The organism is Novosphingobium mississippiense, from assembly GCF_044029535.1.
Taxonomy (GTDB): domain Bacteria; phylum Pseudomonadota; class Alphaproteobacteria; order Sphingomonadales; family Sphingomonadaceae; genus Novosphingobium.
On the sequence record NZ_CP147003.1, the window covers coordinates 1204396 to 1224278 of the forward strand.

Genomic DNA, 19883 nt, shown 5'->3' on the forward strand with positions numbered 1-19883 from the left:
GTAGATCCAACTCATCCGCGTGCAACCAGATGTCCACCATCCACCGCAAGGCAGGCCCCGGTGACATAGGACGCAAGATCGCTGACCAGATAGACCACGGCGCCGACGATCTCCGCCGGATCCCCGCCGCGCCCCAGCGGCTGGTTCTTGCGGGCGTGTTCGGCAAAGCCTTCGGAACGGGACCATGCCTTGGTGCCATCGGTATGGAACGGCCCCGGCATTACCGTGTTGACCCGCACCGTGGGGCCGTATTCCTTGGCGAAGCTTTCGGTCAGCGTATTGAGCCCGGCCTTGGCGGCAGCATAGGGCGCGAAGGAAGGCTCGGGCTTGCGCGATCCGCTGGAACTGACGTTGACGATCGCCCCGCCTCCGCGCTTCGCCATCTGCGCCCCGAACAGCGCCGATAGCCGAAAAGCGGAGCGCAGATTGACCGCAAAGACATGATCGAACGCAGCCTGGGACGTTTCCAGCGAGGACGGCTCCACCGGCGATTTTCCAGCATTGTTGATAAGGATATCCGCCCCGCCCCAGCGCTCGGTCACTTCGGCGAAGAGGCGGTCGCAATCCTCCCACGATGCCGCATCGAACGCATGGGCGGAGGCAAGGCCGCCCAGGGCCTCTATCTCCGCTACCAATGCCGCGCAGCTTTCCCGTTTGCGGCTCGCCACCGCAACCGCCGCGCCGGCCTCGACCAGCCCAAGCGCGATCGCCCGGCCCAGCCCCCGACTGCCACCGGTAACGACGGCAACACGGCCGGCAAGATCCATGGTAATCGGCATAATTCCCCCTTTAAACGTTGCGCACGAGCCGGCCACCATCGATCACCATCGTGTCGCCGCTCTGGAATTTCGAGGCATCGGAAGCGAGATAGGCCGCAGGCCCCTCGATGTCCGACATCTCGCCCGGTCGGCCGAGCGGAGTGATCGCCGCAAAGCGTTCGGCAATCGGTTTCGTTTCCGGCTTGTCGGCGGTCAGCTCGGTCAGGATGAAGCCCGGCACCAGCATGTTGGCGCGCACGCCGTAAGGCCCCATCTCAACCGCCAGCCCCTTGATCATCGCCTGCAGGGCGGCTTTGGCAGCGGCGTAGTGCTCCATGCCCGGCAGTCCGTGATAGATCGACAGGCTTCCGCAAGCGACGATCGATCCGCCCGGATCGCCGCGCCCGGCGCGTTCCTTCATGTGCCGCACCGCCGCGCGCAGGGTGTAGAAAGCGCCGTGCAGGTTCACGTCCATCAGCCGGTGATAATCGGCGCTTTCCAACCCGTCGAACCCCGGTGCGCGGTGGCTGATCCCGGCATTTGCGAAGGCGCAATCGATCCGGCCGAGCGCGGCGAGCGTGCCGGCAAAGGCCGCATCGACGGCGGCTTCGTCGGTCACGTCCACGCTCTCGACATGGACCCGCGCCGCGCCAAGGCGTTCGAGGTGCGCCACCAACTCGGCCGCTTTCCCGGTATTGCGGTCCAGCACCGCGACAGAGGCACCCTGCCGCGCGCAGCCTTGCAGGAAGGCAAGGCCGATCCCGCTCATGCCGCCGGTGGCAAGCACCACCTTGCCGGTAAGATCGAACAGGGACATCGCCGTCATGCCGCCAGTTCGCGCTCGATTTCGGCCAGTTCGGCGGCATAGCGGGCCTCCGCCTCGGCCGTGCGGCTGGGGATGTGCTCGCTCGGGAACAGGCCCTGCGCTGGGGTGGCCTGCTTCAGCAGCGCGTTGGCGATCTGCACCTGGTGCACCTCGGTCGGCCCATCGGCCACGGAAAGCATCGGCACACCCATCCACATGCGCGCCAGCGGCGTCTCATGCGTGGTGCCAAGTGCACCGTGAAGGTGCACGGCACGGCGCACGATGTCGTGATAGACGCGGGCCATCGCCACTTTGGCCATCGCGATATGCATGCGCGCGGCGCCGTGCGGCTGGGTATCGATGATCCACGCGGCCTTCAGCACCAGAAGGCGGTACATCTCCAATTCCAGCGCGCTGTCCGCGATCATCGCCTTCACCATCTGATGATCACCAAGTTGCCGGCCCTGCGTACGGCGCGAAACCGCGCGTTCCTGCATCATCTCCAGCGCCCGCTGACACTGGCCGACCACGCGCATGGCATGGTGGATGCGCCCGCCGCCCAGCCGCGCTTGCGCCAGCTTGAAGCCCTGCCCCGGCCCGCCGAGCATGGCGTCTAGCGGCACCCGCACCTTGTCGAACCGCAGATAGGCATGATGGCCGTGATCGACCGGGTCGTTCATCCCCGCCACGTCGCGGATATCGACCAGCCCCGGCGTGTCCGACGGGATCAGGAACATCGACATCCGCTCATGCGGCGGATTTTCGGGATTGGTGACGACCATCGCGATCACGAAGGAGGAAACCTTGAAGTTGGAAGCGTACCACTTCTCCCCTTCGATCACCCATTCGTCGCCTTCTTGCCAGGCATGGCAGGTGAACTCCTTGGGATCGGCGCCCGCTTGCGGCTCGGTCATCGCGTAGGTCGAGAAGATTTCGCCATCGAGCAGCGGCTGAAGATAGCGGGCCTTCTGCTCGGGCGTGCCGAACATGGCGAGGATTTCGGCATTGCCGGTATCGGGCGCCGCACAGCCGAAGATCACCGGCCCCCACGACGTGCGGCCAAGGATTTCGTTCATCAGCGCCAGCTTTACCTGCCCATACCCCTTGCCGCCCAGTTCCGGCGTCAGGTGGCAGGCCCAGAGCCCCTGCGCCTTCACTTGCGCCTGAAGCTTCTTCGCCATCGCGCGCGCCTTGCGGTTGCGGATGTTGAACTGCTCGCTGCCTTGCGGGAACAGCAGGTCCATCGCCTCCACTTCCTCGCGCACGAAGCGGTTCATCCAGTCTAGCTTTTCCTGAAATTCGGGATCGGTCGAGAAGTCCATGTGATCCTTATCCTCAAATGTCGTGATGGTGCTTGGCGAGCCTCAACCCGCGGTGATCTGGCGCGCCTTGGTCATCAGCCAGGTGGCATAGCCGTGGACCGATTGCCCGACCTCGGCAGGCACCTTCCCGGCCTTGGAGGCGGCGTAAGTCCCTTCCAGCAGGCAGGCGAGCTTGTAGCAGGCAAGCGCGAAGAACCACGGCATCTCGGCCATGTTCCGTCCGCTGAGCGAACCGTAGAGTTCCACCAGTTCCCGCCGCGACAGGAAACCGTCCCAAGGCCGCACCATCGGCGCCTTGCCTTCGGGATCGCCTGCTTCCGACCAACTGGACAGGATCCAGCCCAGATCGAGCAGCGGATCCCCCAGCGAAACCAGTTCCCAGTCGAGCACGCCGGAAATCTTCGGCGCCTTCAACGAAAACATGACGTTGGGAAACTGCATGTCGCCATGGACCAGCCCGATCCGGCGATCGGTCGGCAGGTTGTCGGCCAGCCAGCGGCCCACTTCGTCGACATGCGGCAGTTCGCCCGGATCGTAGCCCGGCGTTACCGCATAGCCTTCAAGCTGAGATCGCCAACGCTCGACCTGCCGTTCATGCCACTGGTCGGGCTTGCCTAGATCGGCAAGACCCGCCGCAACATGGTCGACCGCCTCCAGTGCCGCCGCCGCCTTGACCAGCTCCTCCCCCATGGCGCGCCGCCAGCCGGCATCGGTGGCATATTGCCCCGGCAACTCGCCAGACTGCGCATAGCCTTCCAGCGGCTCCATCAGGAAGAAGCATGCTCCGATCACCTCCGGATCGGCGCAAGTCGCCAGCACGCGCGGATGCGGCACGGTGCTGCCTTCCAGCGCGGTCAGCACGCGGGCCTCACGCAGCATGGTCTCATTGCTCTTGGGCTTCAGATGCTTGCCGGGGCGACGCAGGATCAGGTCTTCGCCGCCCCGCGTGATCAGGAAGACGCTGTTCTGAAGGCCACCCGCCAGCTTGCGAACGGCCGTTACGGGGCCGCTTCCCGACACATCCTGCGTCGCTATCCATTCGTTGAAGCGTGGCCAATCAATCTGGCCGCCAAAGTCGTCGAGCGCTTCGGCCATCTGCTGCGGCATGGCATCCTCCAATGTTCTGTCTTGCCGCCAGTCTGCGGGCCGCGATGCCCCTCCGCAATCGCACGATGCATCCCGATCTGGACGTCAGGCGGATATTTGGCCAAATTGCGACGCGGTAATGAAGGGGTCGGAGAGCATGGACGAAGCGAACGAAAGACGCCGGCGATCGCGGGCGGGCGCCGACCTCAGCTTTTCCTCGGCCGAAGTCACCATCGTCCACGGCAGCCTTTCGGATGGAGGCGCGGCCATGCTGGCCAGCGACCACGCGCTGCTCGATCTTTGCGTCACGCCGCGCCCCGTCAATGCGCGCGGGGCATTTGAAAGGCATCCTTTCGAAAGGTTGGGCGATATCGTTTTCGTGCCGCCCGGCCATCCGCTTCAGCTGCGATGGGACGGCGCCGAAGCGCAGCATTCGATCCGCTGCGAGTTGCGCGGTCGGCTAGCGCAGCACCGTTTCGGGGAGCGGATGGAATGGACCGCCCCGCGCCTCACCGCCGCGCTGGACATCGCCAGCCAGACCGTGCGCCTGCTGCTGCGCCGCCTTGCCGAAGAGGCCCGCACGCCGCGCCGGGATTCCAAGCTGCTGGTCGGCTCGATCGCCACCCAGCTGACGATCGAACTATGCCGCTATTTCGAGGAAATCGCCGAGGAAACCGCGCAAGGTGGCCTTGCCCCCTGGCGCCTGCGCGTCATTGACGAGCGCCTGGAACGCGATGCCATGCCGCCTTCGCTGGAGGAACTCGCCACGCTGTGCAGCGTCTCGGTCCGCCAGCTTACGCGCGGATTTCTGGGCAGCCGGGGCTGCACCGTCGGGCAGTATGTCCATCACCACCGGCTGGAGACGGTGAAGCGGCTGCTCGCCACGCGGGAAAGCATCAAGCAGGTGGCCGATGCAGTGGGTTTCGCATCGACCTCCAGCCTTGCCCACGCCTTCCGCCGCGCTACCGGCCTGACCCCGCGCCAGTACCAGCAACGCATCTGGCGATCGACGGAATGGGAAGGATCGGAACGCACTCGCTGACAAGGCTTCGACCCGTCTTGCGGCCAAGGGAAACAGGAGCCCGTTTTATCTCCCCGTTTTGCACCATTTGCCCGGGGCTGGGGCACACATACAATCGCGCCAACCGGACGTCCGGCTGACGGCAACGCCGGTGACAGCATCGGGTACGACAGATCACGTACGACCGATCACGTACGACAGGGGGCTACGGTGCAAAGCGCCCGTGGTCCGCAGCGGCTTGCTGATGAGGCGAATGCGATGGCGGGCACTCTTTCATGAACGGCTTTGTGAAAGCGATGCGCTGGCCCAGCCTTGGCGGGCGGAAGGTCGAACTGGATTTCCTGCGGGGAATTGCCATCCTGCTGGCCTGCGGATGGCATTTCAACCAGACCCTGACGGGCATCGCGCCACTGGACTGGTTGCTGACCCCTGGGCGCAAGATCGGATGGGCCGGCGTTGACCTGTTTTTCGTGCTCAGCGGCTTTCTGATCGGCGGGCTGCTTTTTTCGGAATACGAGAACGAGGGCGGTTTTCGCCCGGGCCGTTTCCTGATCCGCCGCGCGTTCAAGATTTGGCCGGTGCTCTATTCCTTCATCCTTCTGCAACTGCTCATCCGGCAGCACCCATGGCAGAGCTATTTCTTCCAGTGCCTGTTCCATGTGCAGAACTATTTCCCGACGCCACTGTCCCAACTGTGGAGCCTGGCCGTGGAGGAGCAGTTCTACCTGGCCTTCGCGATACTCTACGCCGCCGTGCTTGCCTTTGCGGGAAATATCCGGCCAATGCCGTGGCTGTTGGCCGGACTGATGGTGCTTGTGCTGCTGGCACGCAGGTAAGCGTCCGATTTTAAAGGTCGGTCGCAGAAAAATGCCCCCCTAACCGCTGTTGCATGGTAGGATGCTATCCAGTCTCGGAGGTTGGCGCATGACCTTAGTCATCATTGCGGTTCTCTTTGCTTTGGCGCTTTGTGGCCTAGCTCGATCGGCTAATGCCCGGTTCCGCCTTGAAGATCGATTGCCGATGCAGTGGTGGCTAGACGGGAACGTGACCTGGTCGGTGCCGCGGCTAGTGGCCCTCGCTTTTATTCCGGCGCTGGCATTCTGTGTGCTTCTGAGTTTTGTCGTTTTGTCACTCAACATGCAACCGAGGCCAGGCCAAGAGGGCATGGTAGTTCCGACACTCATCGGGATTGGTGCTTTGTTCGTTCTCATCCAGCTTCTTCACTTCTGGATGATCGACAAGACTCTCCGCAGGAACGGCAGCTGACCACTCAAAATGGGCGCTCACTCCAGCGGGGTGGGCCAGTTCCACGGTAGCAATTCATTGACCCGGTTGATCGGGTGGCCCTTGCCGATGCGATCGAGCACATCCGCGAGCCACTCCTGCGGATTGACGCCGTTAAGCTTGGCCGTTTCGAGCAATGAGTACATGGCGGCAGCTCGCTCACCGCCGCAGTCGGCGCCAGCAAAAAGCCAATTCTTCCTGCCGAGGCAGATACTCCGCAGGGCATTCTCCGCCGGATTATTGTCGATCTCCAGCCTGCCGTCGTCGGTGTAGGTGAGCAGTTGCGGCTTGAGCTTCACGGCATAACGCAGCGCCTCGGCCAGCGGCGACCGGGCCGATGCCTTGGACAGTACGTCATCGGCCCAGACGAAGAACTCCAGCGCCTTGAGCTTCGAGAGCTTACGGGCCTTGCGACGAAAATCCGCCGGCTCACGCACGATCTGCCGCTCGACGTCGTAAAGCGCGCCGATCATCTGCAGGCCCTTGAGCGCAACTGAGTGCGGATCCGCCTTGTAGACATCGTTGAGTTTGCGCCGCGCATGCGCCCAACACGCGACGGGCGTGATCGGGGCTGGCTGGCGATCACTCGCGTAGAGGCGCTCGAAACCGGCATAGGCATCGGCTTGCAGGAAGCCTGCGAATGTCTTGAGGTGCTCACGCGGTCGCTCGCCCTTGCGATCGGGGCTGTAGCGGAACAGCGCTGCCGGCTTGTCCAGATGGCTCCATCGTCGGTTATCGCGAAGGTAGACCCATAGTCTGCCGGTCGCCGTCTTCCCGGTCCCCGGCGCTAATACCGGGACGGGTGTGTCGTCGGCGTGGAGCTTCACGCTGGCCATGACGTGGTCGGCGATCCGATCGACCAGCGGCTGCAGCAGCCAGCTTGCCTGGCCGAGCCAGTCCGCCATGGTCGAACGGCTGATCTCCACGCCCTCGCGAGCGTAAATCTGTGACTGGCGGTACAGCGGCAGATGATCGGCAAACTTGGAAACGATAACGTGGGTCAGCAGGCCGGGACCAGCACGGCCGCGCGGCACAGGAAGCGCCGGGGCCGGTGCCTGGCTGATTGCATCGCAGCGGTTGCAGGACAGCTTGGGCCGGACATGACGGACGACGCGGAAGCGGCCGGGGACATATTCCAGCACTTCGGTCACGTCCTCGCCGAGCTTGCCCATCGTGCCCCCACACGCGGAGCAGCCGTCGGCATCCGGCGCTGCGTGCATGACCTCGTCGCGAGGAAGATGATCGGGCAGCGGAGCACGGCGAGGCTTGCGAGGGGCAGCCCTAGCCGGGGAATCTTCGGGCACATGCCCCTCGATCACACACTCCGCATGGGCATGCTCGGCCTCGAGATCCTCCAGCGTCAACTCGAGCTGGTCGGCCTGAAGGGCAAGGCGTTCCGATGATTGACCGAACTTCATGCGCCGGAGGCGGGCCAGCTGGACCTTGAACTTCTCGATCTGCAGCGCCGTCAGCTTGATCGAGTTTTGAGCAGTCTGAAGCTTCTCGCGGGTCGCGTCATGGTCCGCCCGTTCGGCTTCCAGCGCCTGCTCCGAAACAGCCAGACGTGCGCGCATGGCCTCCGCAAAAGCGCGCAGTTCTGCGGGATCGGTAGGGAGTTCGAGATCGTCGGGAGACACGCTTCCCGTTAGCAGAATCCGGCCTTCCGCCCAAGCAGAAAGCCCGGAAATGCGGCGATTATCGCGTCAAATCTGCACCGGCAGGCGGGGCGGATCAGGGGCTACTGTGCGCCGCCAATCCATTGCTTCGATCAGCAGCGCAAACTGCGCTGGGGTGAGTACGACACCGCCGTCGATGAGCGGCGGCCAGACGAAACGGCTGCGTTCCAAACGCTTCGCGAACAGACAAAGCCCGCTCCCGTCCCAATGCAGTGCCTTCAGGTAGTTGCCGCTCTTGCTGCGGAACAGGAAGACATGCCCGCCGTAGGGCTCGACCGCGAATAGCGGGCGGACCAATGCAGCCAGCCCATCGAAACCGAGCCGCATGCTGACCGGCTTGCTCGCCAGATAGACCTTCGTTCCGGGCGCCAGCGAAATCACGACACGTCCCGGAATGCCCGTAGAACGCGGGCCAATGCCTTCTCGTTGACGTAGCTGTCCACCGACAGGCGAACGCCGCTGGGCAGATCTATGTCTATCGCGCCGGGGCGAGCGCCGGGATGCGGTCGGACCAGTTCGTCCGGCGCTGGCGGCATCGGCGACGAAACAGGTCGCGGCGCCTTCTGGGGCTCGGGAACCGCCGGCGCGGCCGCAGGTTCCGCCGTTATGATCGCGCCATAGGGAATGAACTCGAGCGCCTCGCTGGCGATGGCCGCCGCCTGACGACGCGCCGATCGCCAGTTGTAAATTAGGCTCTCGGCAATCTCGTGGCGCTCTGCGACCTGACGGACCGATACTCCGTCTGCATCTGCCTCGGCGAGGATCGCCGTCTTCTCGGCATCCGAAAACTTTCTGCGCCGCTCGGTGCGTGTGATGATCTCTACCCGGTCCTTCACTCGGCCTCCTTCTGGAGTCCAGAAAGAGACTCCTTAGCGGAAGTCCATCAGCGCCAACGCCGGATGCGACAACACGCCGGAGGCCGTACGCTTACGCACGCAGCATAGCGGTGATGGAACACATCAACAACGATGCCATGATGCAGACCCAATACCGCATCGATGCGCTGTCATGCGGCATGGCGCTGCGCTATATTCACGTGTTTCACCGCGACCTGTTCGACAAGATCGGATCTTGCAAAATTCCACTGGCGGTAAGCTGGATGGCAGGCGCCTACATAATTTCGATCTACAACGCACAAAGCGATTTCATGCATTCCGTAGGGCTTACGATCGTCTACCTTACGGCGGCATCGTTCATCCTGTTCTGCTACGACATGCCGGCACCCATATCGCGATCGATTTTCGTGCGGGGGATGGCCTATGTCGGGCTGTTCTCCTACGCGATCTATGTTCTTCAATACGCCGCGGTTAAGCCGTCGGTGGTATTGGCCAACCACCTGCATCTGACGGGCACATCCGACGCCGTATTCCGGATCGCGCTGTCCTATGCCGGCGCTTTCGTTGCCGGCGTGATCGTGACGATCCTGGTGGAGCGCCCGATGCTGAACCTTCGCAACTTCCTGTTCCCACAATACGGCCTTCACGCCCGACAGCGGGATCTGTTCCGGGAGGTGGAACCGATACCTGTCATCGCAGACCGACATAGGACGCCCGTGGAGAATGCCGGCTGATCGGCGATTGTCGCCAGCCACCCGCGACTGTCGACCAGATCGGGGCCATGCCGATATAACAGTTGGAAATTTTACGGCGCATCCCCCTGTCCACGGCCAGTCGATCTGCTAAGCATCGGCAGGGGCGGCCTTGCGGGGAGCCCCACTGGTTTGCACAGGGGCGCGCACGCAAGCTGTGGGCAGGGGCGAGTTCGAGGATCGGCCAGACATCGAACTGGTGGCCGCCGCGCAAGCGGGCAATCGGGCTGCGTTCGAGGCACTGCTGCGCCGCCACTACGATCGCATTCATGGGCTTGCCTGGCATCTTACCGGATCGCGCAGCGATGCGGACGACGTCGCGCAGGACGTATGCTGCACGCTGGTCACGCGGCTGGAAAGCTTTCGCGGCGAGGCAAAGTTCACCACCTGGCTGTGCGGCGTGGTGCTCAACGCCAGCCGCGATCTGATGCGACGGCGCCGCCGCTTTGGCGGAATGGTCGAACGCCTGGCGGTTATCGCCGGCCTTGCCCGCCGGCCCGACGGGCGCGACCTTCACGATACGATCTGGCTGCGAAGCGCGATCGCGAAAATGAAGCCTGCCTTGCGGGAAACCGCCGCGCTGGTGGCTGGCCAGCAGCTTACCCATGCCGAGGCGGGTGCCATTCTGGGCGTCAGCGAGGCGACCGTGTCATGGCGGATGCACGAGATCCGCAAGGCGCTGGGAGGCTCGGCGCAATGAGCGGGTGGCTGGCCAAAATCATTCTGAAAATAGTTTCCAAGGATTTTCCGGGACGGGGCGTCTCAAGGTCATGCGGACAATCAGGTGCCGCTGCCTTGAGGGAGATCATCATGCCCCGAACCGCTCGTTTGACTATCGCGCGTCGCTCTGGAACCTGGGCCGGAATTGGGCTCTTGACACTGTCCCTGGTGTCCTGTGCCCAAAATCACGGGCGTCCGCCCGAAAATGCCGTAACCGATGCGCAAGGCATTGTGGTGACCGGACAGCGCGTGGATTTGCGGCAGGAGCAAGGCCGAGCGCCCGCCATGAGAGCCGCGCCTGCGCCGGGCTACGCCGCCCCTCCGGCCTCACCGCCGCCGCCTCCACCTCCGCCTCCGCCTCCGCCTCCACCCGTGATGACGGTTGCAGCCCCACTCATGGCTCGTTCGGCGCCGATGCCCGAGCGACCCGCGGTGCCACCTTATCACGATGAAGGCCGTGACCGTTTCAATGCGCCGGCCGAAAACCCGTTCAAGCTCGTGCGCGAGGAACCGGTTTCGACCTTCTCGCTCGATGTCGACACGGCATCCTACGCCTTCGTCCGGGCGTCGCTGGCCCGCAACGTCATGCCCCAGCCCGCAGCGGTGCGGACCGAGGAAATGATCAACTACTTCCGCTATGACTATGCCCCGCCGCCGAACCGCGATCAGCCCTTCAGCAATGCGGTATCCGTATTTCCCAGCCCGTTCACCGCCGGTCGCAAGCTGGTGCGCATCGGCATTCGCGGTTACGAACTGCAACGCGCCACGCGGCCGCGCGCGAACCTGGTGTTCCTGATCGACACCTCCGGTTCGATGCAGGCGCCCAACAAGCTGTCGCTCGTCAAGCAATCTCTGTCGATGCTGCTGGACCAGTTGGACGATCGCGATCGCCTGGCGATCGTCACTTATGCCGGCAATGCCGGGGTCGCCCTGCCGCCCGCCCCAGCGAGCGACAAGGCCCGTATCCGGGCCGTGCTGGACAATCTGGAGGCCGGGGGCAGCACCGCCGGCGCCGAAGGCTTGCGGCAGGCCTATGCGCTGGCCGAACAGAGCTTCGACAGTGCCGGCGTGAATCGCGTCATTCTGGCCACCGATGGCGACTTCAACGTGGGCGTCACCAGCACGGACGAGTTGAAAGGCTATATCGAGCGCGAACGGGGCAAGGGCGTATTCCTGTCCGTGCTGGGCTTCGGCATGGGCAATTACAACGATGCGCTGATGCAGGCGCTGGCGCAGAACGGCAACGGGTCCGCGTCCTACATCGACACCCTGGGCGAGGCACGCAAGGTGCTGGTCGACGAGGCGAGCGGCACGCTCTTCCCGATTGCCAAGGATGTGAAAATTCAGGTCGAATTCAATCCCGCCACTGTCGCGGAATATCGCCTGATCGGCTACGAGACGCGAATGCTCAACCGCGACGATTTCGACAATGATAAAGTGGATGCGGGCGACGTCGGCGCCGGCCAGACGGTGACCGCGCTTTACGAGATCGTTCCGGTGGGCGGCCCGCGCACCATTTCGGACTTGCGATATGGCAGCAAGCCCACCGTTGCGGCGGCCGGCAGCAGCGGCGAATACGGCTTCGTCAAGATCCGCTACAAGCTGCCGAAGTCGGACGTGAGCCGGCTGATCTCCGCACCGATCGATCGGCGGGCGGAAGCGCGCAGTTTCGATGCGGCTCCGGCAGATGCCCGCTTTGCCACCAGCGTCGCGGCCTTTGCCGAACTGCTGAAAGGCGGGCGCTACAGCGGAACCATGACCTACGACGATGTCGTGCGCATCGCCAACGGCGCGCGCGGGCAGGACCCGTTCGGCTATCGCGCCGAGTTCGTGCAGATGGTTCGCGCCGCCAAGTCCGCTCCCTCCCTCGCGAAACTGGGGCAATGACGATGCGGGGACCGACGAGGAGCCGCGCGCCGGTCCCCGCAACTGCCTTTACCGGTCGCGACGATCTGCGCACTGGCGCCGTGCCCCTCCTGCCGGAGACGGGTTGAATGGCCGCCGACGACGACATCGAAAAGGCCCTGACGCAAGCATTGCCGCCCCCGCCGTCCGCTTCACCGGCCGGGCGAGAGGCGGCAATCGCGCAAGCCATGCAGCGCTTTGATGGGGGCGAAGGGGCAGCGAAAGTGCCGGCAAATCGCCGTGCGCCACGGCGCTGGCTGACCGGCGGTCCGCAATTGGCCGGTCTGATGACCGTGTCGCTGGTGCTTTTGATCGGCCTGCCGGTCGCATGGCGCGCGCTCGAAAGCGGTCAGGTGCCGATCCAGCCCTCCCCGCATGTCACGTCCGTTGATGTTGCCATCCATTCCGAGGAAGCGGGCCAGAGCAAGCCCCCAAGCGAAACGACCGCCCAAACGGTGACACCCGCTCTCGCGGTTGCGCCGCCGCCTGCCGATACGGCGACGCGCACGTCTGCGCCGCCATCTCCTTCACCTGCCGCGGCGCCTGTGCCATTGGCGCCGGCAGCCCCACCCGTGTTCGCACCATCTGCGGTAGCGCCGGTGGCTGTCCCGGCTCCGGCCGCTCCGCCCCCGCCGCCCCCGCCACCTCCTCCTCCGCCTCCGCCTCCGCCTCCTCCGCCCTCACCGGCCGGCATGATGAACAGAAGCCCGGCAGGCAATGGCTACCGAGCGGAAAGTGCAGCGAATGCGGACGACCAGCGCGGCATCGTCGTCACCGCGCAACGGACGAAAAGTCGTGGTGCCAGCTACCTGTCCACGCCGGGAGACTGGAACACCTGCACCATTCATGATCCTCGACAAAGCCTTTCCGCCTGCCGAGGCCAGATCGATCCAGGCGCTTCCGGCGTAAAGGGCCAGGCGGCTGCATTCCTGGCCGAAGGGTTGACGCAGGCATGGCACGGCAACGCGTCCGCCGCCGCCACGGCCTTCGACCGGGCAATCACCCTGATGCCGAAGTCCGCAGATGCGTGGCTCAACCGGGCGCTGGCGCGCGCCGATGCCGGGGACGGTACCGGCGCTCTGACGGACATCGGCAAGGCGGCGCGGCTTGCGCCGGGGTCGGCCCGCATCCACTACGCCTATGGCCGGCTGCTGCAATCCAGCGGCAACGAACGGCGGGCACGCGCCGAGTTCGAGCGCGCGGTCGAGATCGATCCCACCTATGCGGCGCTCGTCGACTGAGAACGACCTTCCGGCCAGACGCGGCGGTCATGCCGATCCCTCCGGCTTCAGATAGCGGCTGTAGAGCCAGCCGATCCCAATCAGGCTGAAGCCCAGCGCCAGGAAGGACAGGATCCGCAGCAGCCCGTCCAGCCCCGACGCGTCGAGAAGAAAGACCTTCCCCACCGCGGCCAGCATCAGCGCGAGCGAGGCAAATCGCCAGATGCGCAGGCGCTGACGAATGCCCCAGCCCAGGAAGCCAATGGCCAGCGCAATCGCCAACACGGACCGGCCGATGTTCTCCACCGCCCCCACATTGTGGCTGCCCAGCATAGTGCCCGCAAAGAACTGGCGCAGCGTCGCAAAGGCAAACAGCAGGATCGTGACCATCCGCACCAGATCGGCGGGTATCCGGAAGCTTCGCGTCCATTCAGGCACGATCCTGTCCATCAGCCCCGGCACGACAAAGGGAACGCCGAAAGCGGGCAGCAGCAGGTTGATCAGCGGCCAGGGCCCGACGGCCTGATCTGCCCAAAGCGGGTTGTGCAGCATCAGCGTGTAGAAAATCCCGTGCGCAAGCGCGGCCACAACGAAGGCCAGAGCGATTTCACGTGCCCCCAGCCAACGCCAGATCGCGATGCCCACCGCGATCAGGGCCGCTTCCCAAAGGCAGCGTTCGCCAAGGCCGCATCGAACGAAAGGCTCCAGACCGTCGATCGCAAACAGTTGCTTGAAGAGGATGTGGCCGCTTACAAGGGCGACCACGCCGACCATTGCCGTGCCGATAACGGCAACCTGATCGGGCAAGCGCGACCTGCTTGCCCACAGCGCGTAGGCCCCAGCGGCAGTGGGTGCCACGAGGCGGCGCAAGGCCATTGCCGGATCGGGCAGATCGGTCACCAGAACGGGCTGGCCAATCAGCGACATCGCGGCCGCGACCAGCCAATGGAACAGCGGCTCCGCCGTCCACAGCGCCAGCACCACGCCCAGCGTGGCCAGCGCCGCTTCCAGCGTCAGCCCAGGTCTGCGGTTGTTCGCCTCCGCAAGCAGGACTAGCGCGGCCGCCGTAGCAACGGCTAGCCAGGGTGCAGGTACCAACTGGGCCACGAAGCCATAGCCAAGCAAGGTCGTCAGCGGCTGCAAGCCGAAACGCAAGCGCGAACCGGCATTGCGCCATGCAAAGGCCGCAGCGCCCAGTGTAGCGCTCCCCCAATGCAGCAGGGCCCGGCCAAGGTTCGGAACCGCAGCCGTCTCCACCAGGCGTGTCAGTTCGCCATTGGTCGCCGAAATCGCCAGCGCGGCGACCGCCATCGCCAGGAAGCCCAAGGCGCCCCGCGCAAGGCGCTCATCCCGCCCGACCACCGCTAGTCCCAGCAACCCGGCGGCAATCGTCGGGAAAACCACCAGCGCAAGCCATTGCGGAAGGCCTATCAGCCCGGCTGCAATCAACAGGACACCCGCACAACACGCGAGCAGCGCGAAGCGGGCATCGTTCAGTCGTTCGGCACGACGCCAACCCAGCGCCGCCCCTAGTGCCGGCAGCGCCGCGAATGCCAGCGCGAGAAATGCGAACCGCAGATCCTTACCCATCGCCGGCTCGTAGAACCGCGCGCCGCAAATGGCATAGCCACCCAGCGATATGGCAGCCAACTGCCCCACTTCGCCAAGACTACCCCCTGCCCGCCACAGCTGACGCAGGGCATATCCACCGTAGATCGCGGCGATTCCGGCGATGACGGCCGCGAACAGTCCCCCGTCTGGCGCGGGCCACAGGGCCGTAAGGCCAAGTGCGGTCAGCAACGGAACGGCGACGGTCCGGCGCATCGCCGGCGTGCTGTCGGCAAGCCAGCAGAATGCCAGCGACAGCAGGCCGTAGAGGCCCCAGGTCAGCGGGGCGAAGTGACCGTTCGCCACCAGCACGGCAAGCTGCAAGGCGCCGACGATCGCAGCCGCTGGCCGCAGGATCGACGTCGCCTCACCCTCGTTCATCATGGCCGGCAGACCGAATCCCAGCAACATGACCAGCAAACCCATCGACAGGGTGGAACCGTTGTCCAGACCGCCCATGACCAGGGTCAGCAAGCTCCACCCGGCACCACCGACAAGCGCGCTGACGCCCAGCCAGACCCAGCGCTGGCGGCGCGAAAGCAAGGTGATCGCGCCGACAAGCACGGCAAGATATCCGGCCAGCAGCGGCACGCTGGGATTGTCCGACTGGACAACCGCCGGCGTCGCCAGGCCGCCGAGCAGACCCAGCACGGCGCAAGGCGCCCCGAACCGCAACGCCAGTCCCAGCGCCAGTCCGGTGATCGCGGAAAGCCCCGCGAACGCAAGCCCCGGACCGATCAGACCGTAGAGGTTCGTGGCCGCCAGCGTCGCCGCGTAGAGACCGCCGATGCCCGCGCCGGCAAGCGCCTGGGCCACGCGCACATCGCGCACGAAGTCCTCTCGCTGCCGGGCCAGTTCGGCACCGCTGATCAGGGCGAGGCTGAATGTGAAGCCCAATGCGATCCGCACGAGCGGCGATAGCAATCCGGTGTCGATCGAATACTTCACCATCAGCACCGCGGCCACGATCAGGGTGATACCCCCGGCCCAGATCGGCAACTTGCGTCCAAACAGGTCCTCGATCCCGAAGCCCGCGGTTTCCGGTTCCAAGACCTGGTGAATGAGGGCATCCGATGCCAGTTCGGCAGCATGGTCGGGCACGATCGGCGCGGCCGGCGCCGGCGCCTTTGCTTTCGTGACGGGTACCGGTTCGGCCGAATGGTCGATCCGGGCAGCGACCGGCGCGCGCTGCGGCAGAGACGCCGCCGCCTCGGTCGCACCACGCGCCAGTTCCGGCGCAGGCTGCGTCTCCGGTGCCGACTTCGGTTCGAACTTGGGCACCGAATCAATCGTAGAATCCGACGCCATGCTCGCGACAAGCCGTTCCATGCGCGCCAAACGCCGCCGCGTATCGTGCAGCAGCACGCCAATGACGATGGTCGCAAGCAACAGGATTTGGGTCACACCTATGTCCTCTCGATCGTGCCAATGCCGCATCGCTATCGCGAAATCGAACGCCGTACAATATTAAATTGGACAGCGTTCGATTATGCCGATACGAAGGCAGCGAATTTTCAGGGGAACGGACATGACGGGATTTCTGAAAAAGCTGGTGCGCGATCTGGAAGCCCCGATCGAGGCACGCGGCTTCGGCACGGGATGGTTTTCAGGCTTCTTCGCACTATTGCTTGCCGCCGCTGGGTTCTGCTTCGTCACCGCATTGCGGTGGCCGGACTGGTTTGCCACACCGGAACTTGCGCGCGTGCTGGCCTCGGCTCCGTTTCGCATCGTCGTCCACGCAACGCTACTGGGCGCTTATGCCCTTGCCCTGCTGAGCCTGCTGCTGCGTCCGCGCAAAGCCCTGGGCCTTACAGCTCTTGTCGTCGCGCTGGCGGGCACCATTCTGGGTGGCGCCTCGGTGCAACCGCGCGAAATGCATGACTGGGGCATCTTTTTCGGTGTGGACTTCTTCGCGGTGAACCTCATCGCTACCGGCCTGATGTTCGCACCGCTGGAACGCATCGTTCCCCACCGTGAAAAGCAGCGCCTGTTCCGCACCGAATGGCGGGAGGACCTGTTCTACTTCCTGATCAGTTCGATGCTGGTCCAGGTCATCACTTTCCTGGCCCTTGCCCCATCAAGCTATCTCAACGCACACGGCACTGCACTTTCCGGCATTCGCGCGGCGGTCAGCGAGTTACCCTGGGCCGTGCAGTTCCTGATCGCGATGTTCCTTACCGACCTTGCGCAATACTGGTTCCACCGGCTGTTCCACCGCATCCCGTTCCTCTGGGGGTTTCATGCCGTCCATCACTCTGCCCGCTCCATGGACTGGCTGGCCGGTGGACGGATGCACTTCGTGGAAATCGTGCTGCTGCGCGGCGTCACCTCGCTACCGCTGCTGACGCTGGGCTTCCTGCCCTCGGTCATGCAGGCCTATATCGGCATGGTCTACGTCTATTCATCGCTGATCCATGCCAATATCCGCGGCGATTTCGACCGGCTGGGCCGCTTCATCGTGGTGCCCCGCTTCCACCACTGGCACCACGCGCTGGAAGCCGAAGGGATCGACAAGAACTTCGCGATCCACTTCCCCTGGCTCGATCGCCTGTTCGGCACCCATTACTTTCCCAAGGGCAAGTGGCCACAGGGCTACGGCGTGCCGGAGGCCGTGCCCAGCGGCTACCTTGCGCAGATGCGCTATCCCTTCGTTCGCAAGGCCAGTTGAAGGCCGGTCAGGCCTTCTCGATACGCGGCAGGAACGCGGTCAGCAGGCCGATCACCGGAAGGCAGGCGCAGACGTGATAGACCGTCTCGATGCTTGTGTGGTCGGCCAGCCAGCCCAGTGCCGCTGCCCCAAGCCCGCCCATGCCGAACGAGAAACCGAAGAACAGGCCGGAAATCATCCCGACCTTGCCGGGCACCAATTCCTGCGCGAACACGACGATGGCAGGAAATGCCGATGCCAGGATCAGGCCGATGGCGACAGTCAGCGGCCCGGTCCAGAACAGGCTGGCGTAGGGCAGCAACAGGGTGAACGGCAGCGCCCCCAGAATCGAGAACCAGATCACGTACTTGCGCCCGAAACGATCACCCAGCGGGCCACCCATCACGGTGCCCACGGCAACCGCCGCGAGGAAGGCGAACAGGTGCAGCTGCGCGTTCTGCACGGACAGCCCGAAGCGGTGGATCAGGTAGAAGGTGAAGTAGCTCGTCAAGCTGGCGAGATAGACGTACTTCGAGAAGATCAGCGACAGCAGGATGGCGATCCCGCGCGCTGCCTGCCCCTTCGGCAAGGCGAGCGAAGGCGTTGCCTTGCCCCCGGCGGCCAGGCGGTCGAGGCCATGATTGCGATACCAGGCGGCAACGTTCCAAAGCACCGCGCCCGACAGCAGCGCAAGCATCGCGAAGAAGGCCAGGCTCGACTGCCCCCAGCGCACCACGACCAGCGCCGCCGCCAGCGGGCCCAGCGCCTGCCCGGCATTGCCGCCAACCTGGAACAGCGACTGGGCAAGACCGTGCCGGCCACCCGCCGCCATTCGCGCCACGCGTGAGGATTCGGGATGGAACACGGATGAGCCCATGCCCAGCAGCGAGGCCCCGACAAGGACCAGCCAATAGGTGTGCGCGGCGGAGAGCACGGTCAGCCCGGCCAGCGAGAACAGCGTCCCGATCGGCAGCGCCATCGGCGTGGGCCGCTTGTCCGCATAGAGACCGATCAGCGGCTGCAGGATCGAGGCGGTAATCTGGTAGGCCAGCGTCACCAGCCCGATCTGGCCGAAGCTTAGCTTCAGATCGGTCTTCAGGCCCGGGTAGATCGCCGGCAACAGCGACTGCATCATGTCATTGAGAAGATGACAGAAGCTGATGGCGACGATCACGCCAAACACTGTCCCGTTCACTGTTCCCGTCGTCCCGCCATTCATCGACGCGCTGGACCTGCTCGCAGCCATTCTGTGTATCTCCTACATGGCTTGGGCCTATGCGATCGCTCCTATTCGCTTTAAAATCGTCCCGCTTCGGCGTATGGGTCAATCAATTATGCAAATGGGACATTCGACCCCGCATCGCCAACCCGATGACTTCGAAGATGTGCCGCGCCCGGTCGTCGGCATCGGCAACGACTATCCCTCGTCCTTCGAACTGGCCGAACACAGCCATCGTCGTGGCCAGTTCCTTTATGCGGCAAGCGGCGTGGTTGCGGTCAGCACGCCCGAAGGCGCGTGGGTGGCTCCGCCGGAGCGGGCCGTGTGGATCCCGGCCGGGACGCCGCATTCGGTCCGCATGGTCGGCGCGGTGCAGACGCGCAGCGTGCTGATCGATCATACGGCGGGCGCGATGCTGGCGCAGACATGCCGGGTTGTCTCGGTCACGCCGCTGCTGCGCCAGCTTCTGGTTGCCGCATCGCAAGTGCCGGCCGAATATGATCTGGACGGACGGGATGGACTGGTGATGGCGCTGCTGGTGGCAGAGATCGCCCAGGCTCCGGTCATCCCGATCGTCGTGCCCTTCCCTAGCCACGCCGCGCTGGCGCAGCGCTGCCATCGTTTCCTGGAAAAGCCACAGGCGGGGGAGACGATCGACCAATGGTCGGACGCACTGGCCATGAACCGCCGCCGCTTCACGCGCCTTTTCCGGCGTGAAACAGGCATGAGCTTTGCCGAATGGCGGCAGCAGGCCTGTCTTTCGGCGGCGCTGCCACGGTTGGCAGCGGGTGATTCCATCACGGCGATCGCGCTTGATCTCGGCTATGATGGACCGGGCAATTTCTCGACTATGTTCAAACGCGTACTGGGCGCCCCGCCAAGCCGCTATCGACCGTGACTGCCCCAGCCTTGGCGCGATGCAATCCGCAGGCCTTTTGAAACGGTAAAGCGCCAGCATAGGGTGGACCGGGCTGGAGCAGTCGATCCGATCGCATCGGATCAACTGCTCCAGGATTTTGGTCTG

The 19883-nt window shown here is 64.5% G+C and carries 18 protein-coding genes; 9 read left to right on the plus strand and 9 right to left on the minus strand.

Features of this window, described 5'->3' with window-relative positions; translation table 11 throughout:
- Positions 1–11 precede the first annotated feature (11 nt).
- The 4 genes from WBP06_RS23810 to WBP06_RS23825 are packed head-to-tail and all read right to left on the minus strand — an operon-like array spanning position 12 to position 3992.
- Positions 12–779, minus strand: a complete 768-nt coding sequence (locus WBP06_RS23810) for an SDR family NAD(P)-dependent oxidoreductase (RefSeq protein WP_395334600.1) — start codon at positions 777–779, stop codon at positions 12–14.
- 10 nt (positions 780–789) lie between these two features.
- Positions 790–1584 (minus strand): SDR family NAD(P)-dependent oxidoreductase, encoded by a 795-nt coding sequence (locus WBP06_RS23815; RefSeq protein ID WP_395334602.1) that lies wholly within the window; start codon positions 1582–1584, stop codon positions 790–792.
- The gene (locus tag WBP06_RS23820; protein WP_395334604.1) at positions 1581–2885 is read right to left on the minus strand and encodes an acyl-CoA dehydrogenase family protein; all 1305 of its coding nucleotides are present in this window, start codon (positions 2883–2885) and stop codon (positions 1581–1583) included. Before WBP06_RS23820 ends, WBP06_RS23815 begins: the two co-directional genes overlap by 4 nt.
- A gap of 42 nt (positions 2886–2927) precedes the next feature.
- Complete coding sequence (locus WBP06_RS23825) at positions 2928–3992, minus strand: phosphotransferase family protein (RefSeq protein WP_395334606.1); 1065 nt, start codon at positions 3990–3992, stop codon at positions 2928–2930.
- A gap of 136 nt (positions 3993–4128) precedes the next feature.
- Between WBP06_RS23825 and WBP06_RS23830 the strand changes: the two genes are divergently transcribed.
- From WBP06_RS23830 to WBP06_RS23840, 3 genes are all read left to right on the plus strand, one after another.
- Complete coding sequence (locus WBP06_RS23830; RefSeq protein WP_395334609.1) at positions 4129–5013, plus strand: helix-turn-helix domain-containing protein; 885 nt, start codon at positions 4129–4131, stop codon at positions 5011–5013.
- A 254-nt stretch (positions 5014–5267) separates the two neighbouring features.
- Positions 5268–5828 (plus strand): acyltransferase family protein, encoded by a 561-nt coding sequence (locus WBP06_RS23835; RefSeq protein ID WP_395334612.1) that lies wholly within the window; start codon positions 5268–5270, stop codon positions 5826–5828.
- Positions 5829–5916: 88 nt separating this feature from the next.
- The gene (locus WBP06_RS23840; RefSeq protein ID WP_395331924.1) at positions 5917–6258 is read left to right on the plus strand and encodes a hypothetical protein; all 342 of its coding nucleotides are present in this window, start codon (positions 5917–5919) and stop codon (positions 6256–6258) included.
- Positions 6259–6275: 17 nt separating this feature from the next.
- Here the strand turns inward: WBP06_RS23840 and tnpC are convergent, their stop codons facing one another.
- From tnpC to tnpA, 3 genes are all read right to left on the minus strand, one after another.
- A complete protein-coding gene (tnpC, locus tag WBP06_RS23845; protein ID WP_395334018.1) occupies positions 6276–7850 on the minus strand; it encodes an IS66 family transposase in 1575 nt (524 codons plus the stop codon).
- Positions 7851–7979: 129 nt separating this feature from the next.
- A complete protein-coding gene (gene tnpB, locus WBP06_RS23850; RefSeq protein WP_395331926.1) occupies positions 7980–8333 on the minus strand; it encodes an IS66 family insertion sequence element accessory protein TnpB in 354 nt (117 codons plus the stop codon).
- Positions 8330–8788, minus strand: a complete 459-nt coding sequence (gene tnpA / locus WBP06_RS23855; RefSeq protein ID WP_395334614.1) for an IS66-like element accessory protein TnpA — start codon at positions 8786–8788, stop codon at positions 8330–8332. Before tnpA ends, tnpB begins: the two co-directional genes overlap by 4 nt.
- Positions 8789–8901: 113 nt before the next feature.
- On the opposite strand from tnpA, the gene WBP06_RS23860 reads away from it, so the two are divergent.
- From WBP06_RS23860 to WBP06_RS23875, 4 genes are all read left to right on the plus strand, one after another.
- Positions 8902–9522 (plus strand): acyltransferase family protein, encoded by a 621-nt coding sequence (locus WBP06_RS23860; protein ID WP_395334617.1) that lies wholly within the window; start codon positions 8902–8904, stop codon positions 9520–9522.
- A 175-nt stretch (positions 9523–9697) separates the two neighbouring features.
- Positions 9698–10240 carry an RNA polymerase sigma factor gene (locus tag WBP06_RS23865; RefSeq protein WP_395334620.1) on the plus strand — a complete coding sequence of 181 codons (543 nt, stop codon included), beginning with the start codon at positions 9698–9700 and terminating at the stop codon, positions 10238–10240.
- A 416-nt stretch (positions 10241–10656) separates the two neighbouring features.
- Positions 10657–12147, plus strand: coding sequence for a von Willebrand factor type A domain-containing protein (locus WBP06_RS23870; RefSeq protein ID WP_395334622.1), 1491 nt, complete (start codon positions 10657–10659; stop codon positions 12145–12147).
- A 107-nt stretch (positions 12148–12254) separates the two neighbouring features.
- Entirely contained in the window at positions 12255–13406 is a 1152-nt protein-coding gene (locus tag WBP06_RS23875) for a tetratricopeptide repeat protein (protein WP_395334625.1), read from the plus strand.
- Between the two features lie 27 nt (positions 13407–13433).
- On the opposite strand, the gene WBP06_RS23880 is transcribed toward WBP06_RS23875, so the two are convergent.
- Positions 13434–16397: a DUF2339 domain-containing protein gene (locus WBP06_RS23880; RefSeq protein ID WP_395334627.1), complete on the minus strand. Its 2964-nt coding sequence runs from the start codon at positions 16395–16397 to the stop codon at positions 13434–13436.
- A gap of 124 nt (positions 16398–16521) precedes the next feature.
- On the opposite strand from WBP06_RS23880, the gene WBP06_RS23885 reads away from it, so the two are divergent.
- Positions 16522–17661, plus strand: coding sequence for a sterol desaturase family protein (locus WBP06_RS23885; RefSeq protein ID WP_395334629.1), 1140 nt, complete (start codon positions 16522–16524; stop codon positions 17659–17661).
- 7 nt (positions 17662–17668) lie between these two features.
- On the opposite strand, the gene WBP06_RS23890 is transcribed toward WBP06_RS23885, so the two are convergent.
- Complete coding sequence (locus WBP06_RS23890; RefSeq protein ID WP_395337568.1) at positions 17669–18859, minus strand: MFS transporter; 1191 nt, start codon at positions 18857–18859, stop codon at positions 17669–17671.
- Between WBP06_RS23890 and WBP06_RS23895 the strand changes: the two genes are divergently transcribed.
- Complete coding sequence (locus tag WBP06_RS23895) at positions 18801–19757, plus strand: AraC family transcriptional regulator (protein ID WP_395334631.1); 957 nt, start codon at positions 18801–18803, stop codon at positions 19755–19757. The two genes, WBP06_RS23890 and WBP06_RS23895, sit on opposite strands and share 59 nt — an antisense overlap.
- Positions 19758–19883: the final 126 nt, after the last annotated feature.

What these genes read in the sequence shown, in the direction of transcription:
- WBP06_RS23810 (WP_395334600.1), bottom strand. Translation starts at nt 779, where the DNA reads ATGCCGATTACCATGGATCTTGCCGGCCGTGTTGCCGTCGTTACCGGT.
- WBP06_RS23815 (WP_395334602.1), bottom strand. Translation starts at nt 1,584, where the DNA reads ATGACGGCGATGTCCCTGTTCGATCTTACCGGCAAGGTGGTGCTTGCC.
- WBP06_RS23820 (WP_395334604.1), bottom strand. Translation starts at nt 2,885, where the DNA reads ATGGACTTCTCGACCGATCCCGAATTTCAGGAAAAGCTAGACTGGATG.
- WBP06_RS23825 (WP_395334606.1), bottom strand. Translation starts at nt 3,992, where the DNA reads ATGCCGCAGCAGATGGCCGAAGCGCTCGACGACTTTGGCGGCCAGATT.
- WBP06_RS23830 (WP_395334609.1), top strand. Translation starts at nt 4,129, where the DNA reads ATGGACGAAGCGAACGAAAGACGCCGGCGATCGCGGGCGGGCGCCGAC.
- WBP06_RS23835 (WP_395334612.1), top strand. Translation starts at nt 5,268, where the DNA reads ATGAACGGCTTTGTGAAAGCGATGCGCTGGCCCAGCCTTGGCGGGCGG.
- WBP06_RS23840 (WP_395331924.1), top strand. Translation starts at nt 5,917, where the DNA reads ATGACCTTAGTCATCATTGCGGTTCTCTTTGCTTTGGCGCTTTGTGGC.
- tnpC (WP_395334018.1), bottom strand. Translation starts at nt 7,850, where the DNA reads ATGCGCGCACGTCTGGCTGTTTCGGAGCAGGCGCTGGAAGCCGAACGG.
- WBP06_RS23860 (WP_395334617.1), top strand. Translation starts at nt 8,902, where the DNA reads ATGGAACACATCAACAACGATGCCATGATGCAGACCCAATACCGCATC.
- WBP06_RS23870 (WP_395334622.1), top strand. Translation starts at nt 10,657, where the DNA reads ATGGCTCGTTCGGCGCCGATGCCCGAGCGACCCGCGGTGCCACCTTAT.
- WBP06_RS23875 (WP_395334625.1), top strand. Translation starts at nt 12,255, where the DNA reads ATGGCCGCCGACGACGACATCGAAAAGGCCCTGACGCAAGCATTGCCG.
- WBP06_RS23885 (WP_395334629.1), top strand. Translation starts at nt 16,522, where the DNA reads ATGACGGGATTTCTGAAAAAGCTGGTGCGCGATCTGGAAGCCCCGATC.
- WBP06_RS23895 (WP_395334631.1), top strand. Translation starts at nt 18,801, where the DNA reads ATGGCGACGATCACGCCAAACACTGTCCCGTTCACTGTTCCCGTCGTC.
- WBP06_RS23890 (WP_395337568.1), bottom strand. Translation starts at nt 18,859, where the DNA reads ATGAATGGCGGGACGACGGGAACAGTGAACGGGACAGTGTTTGGCGTG.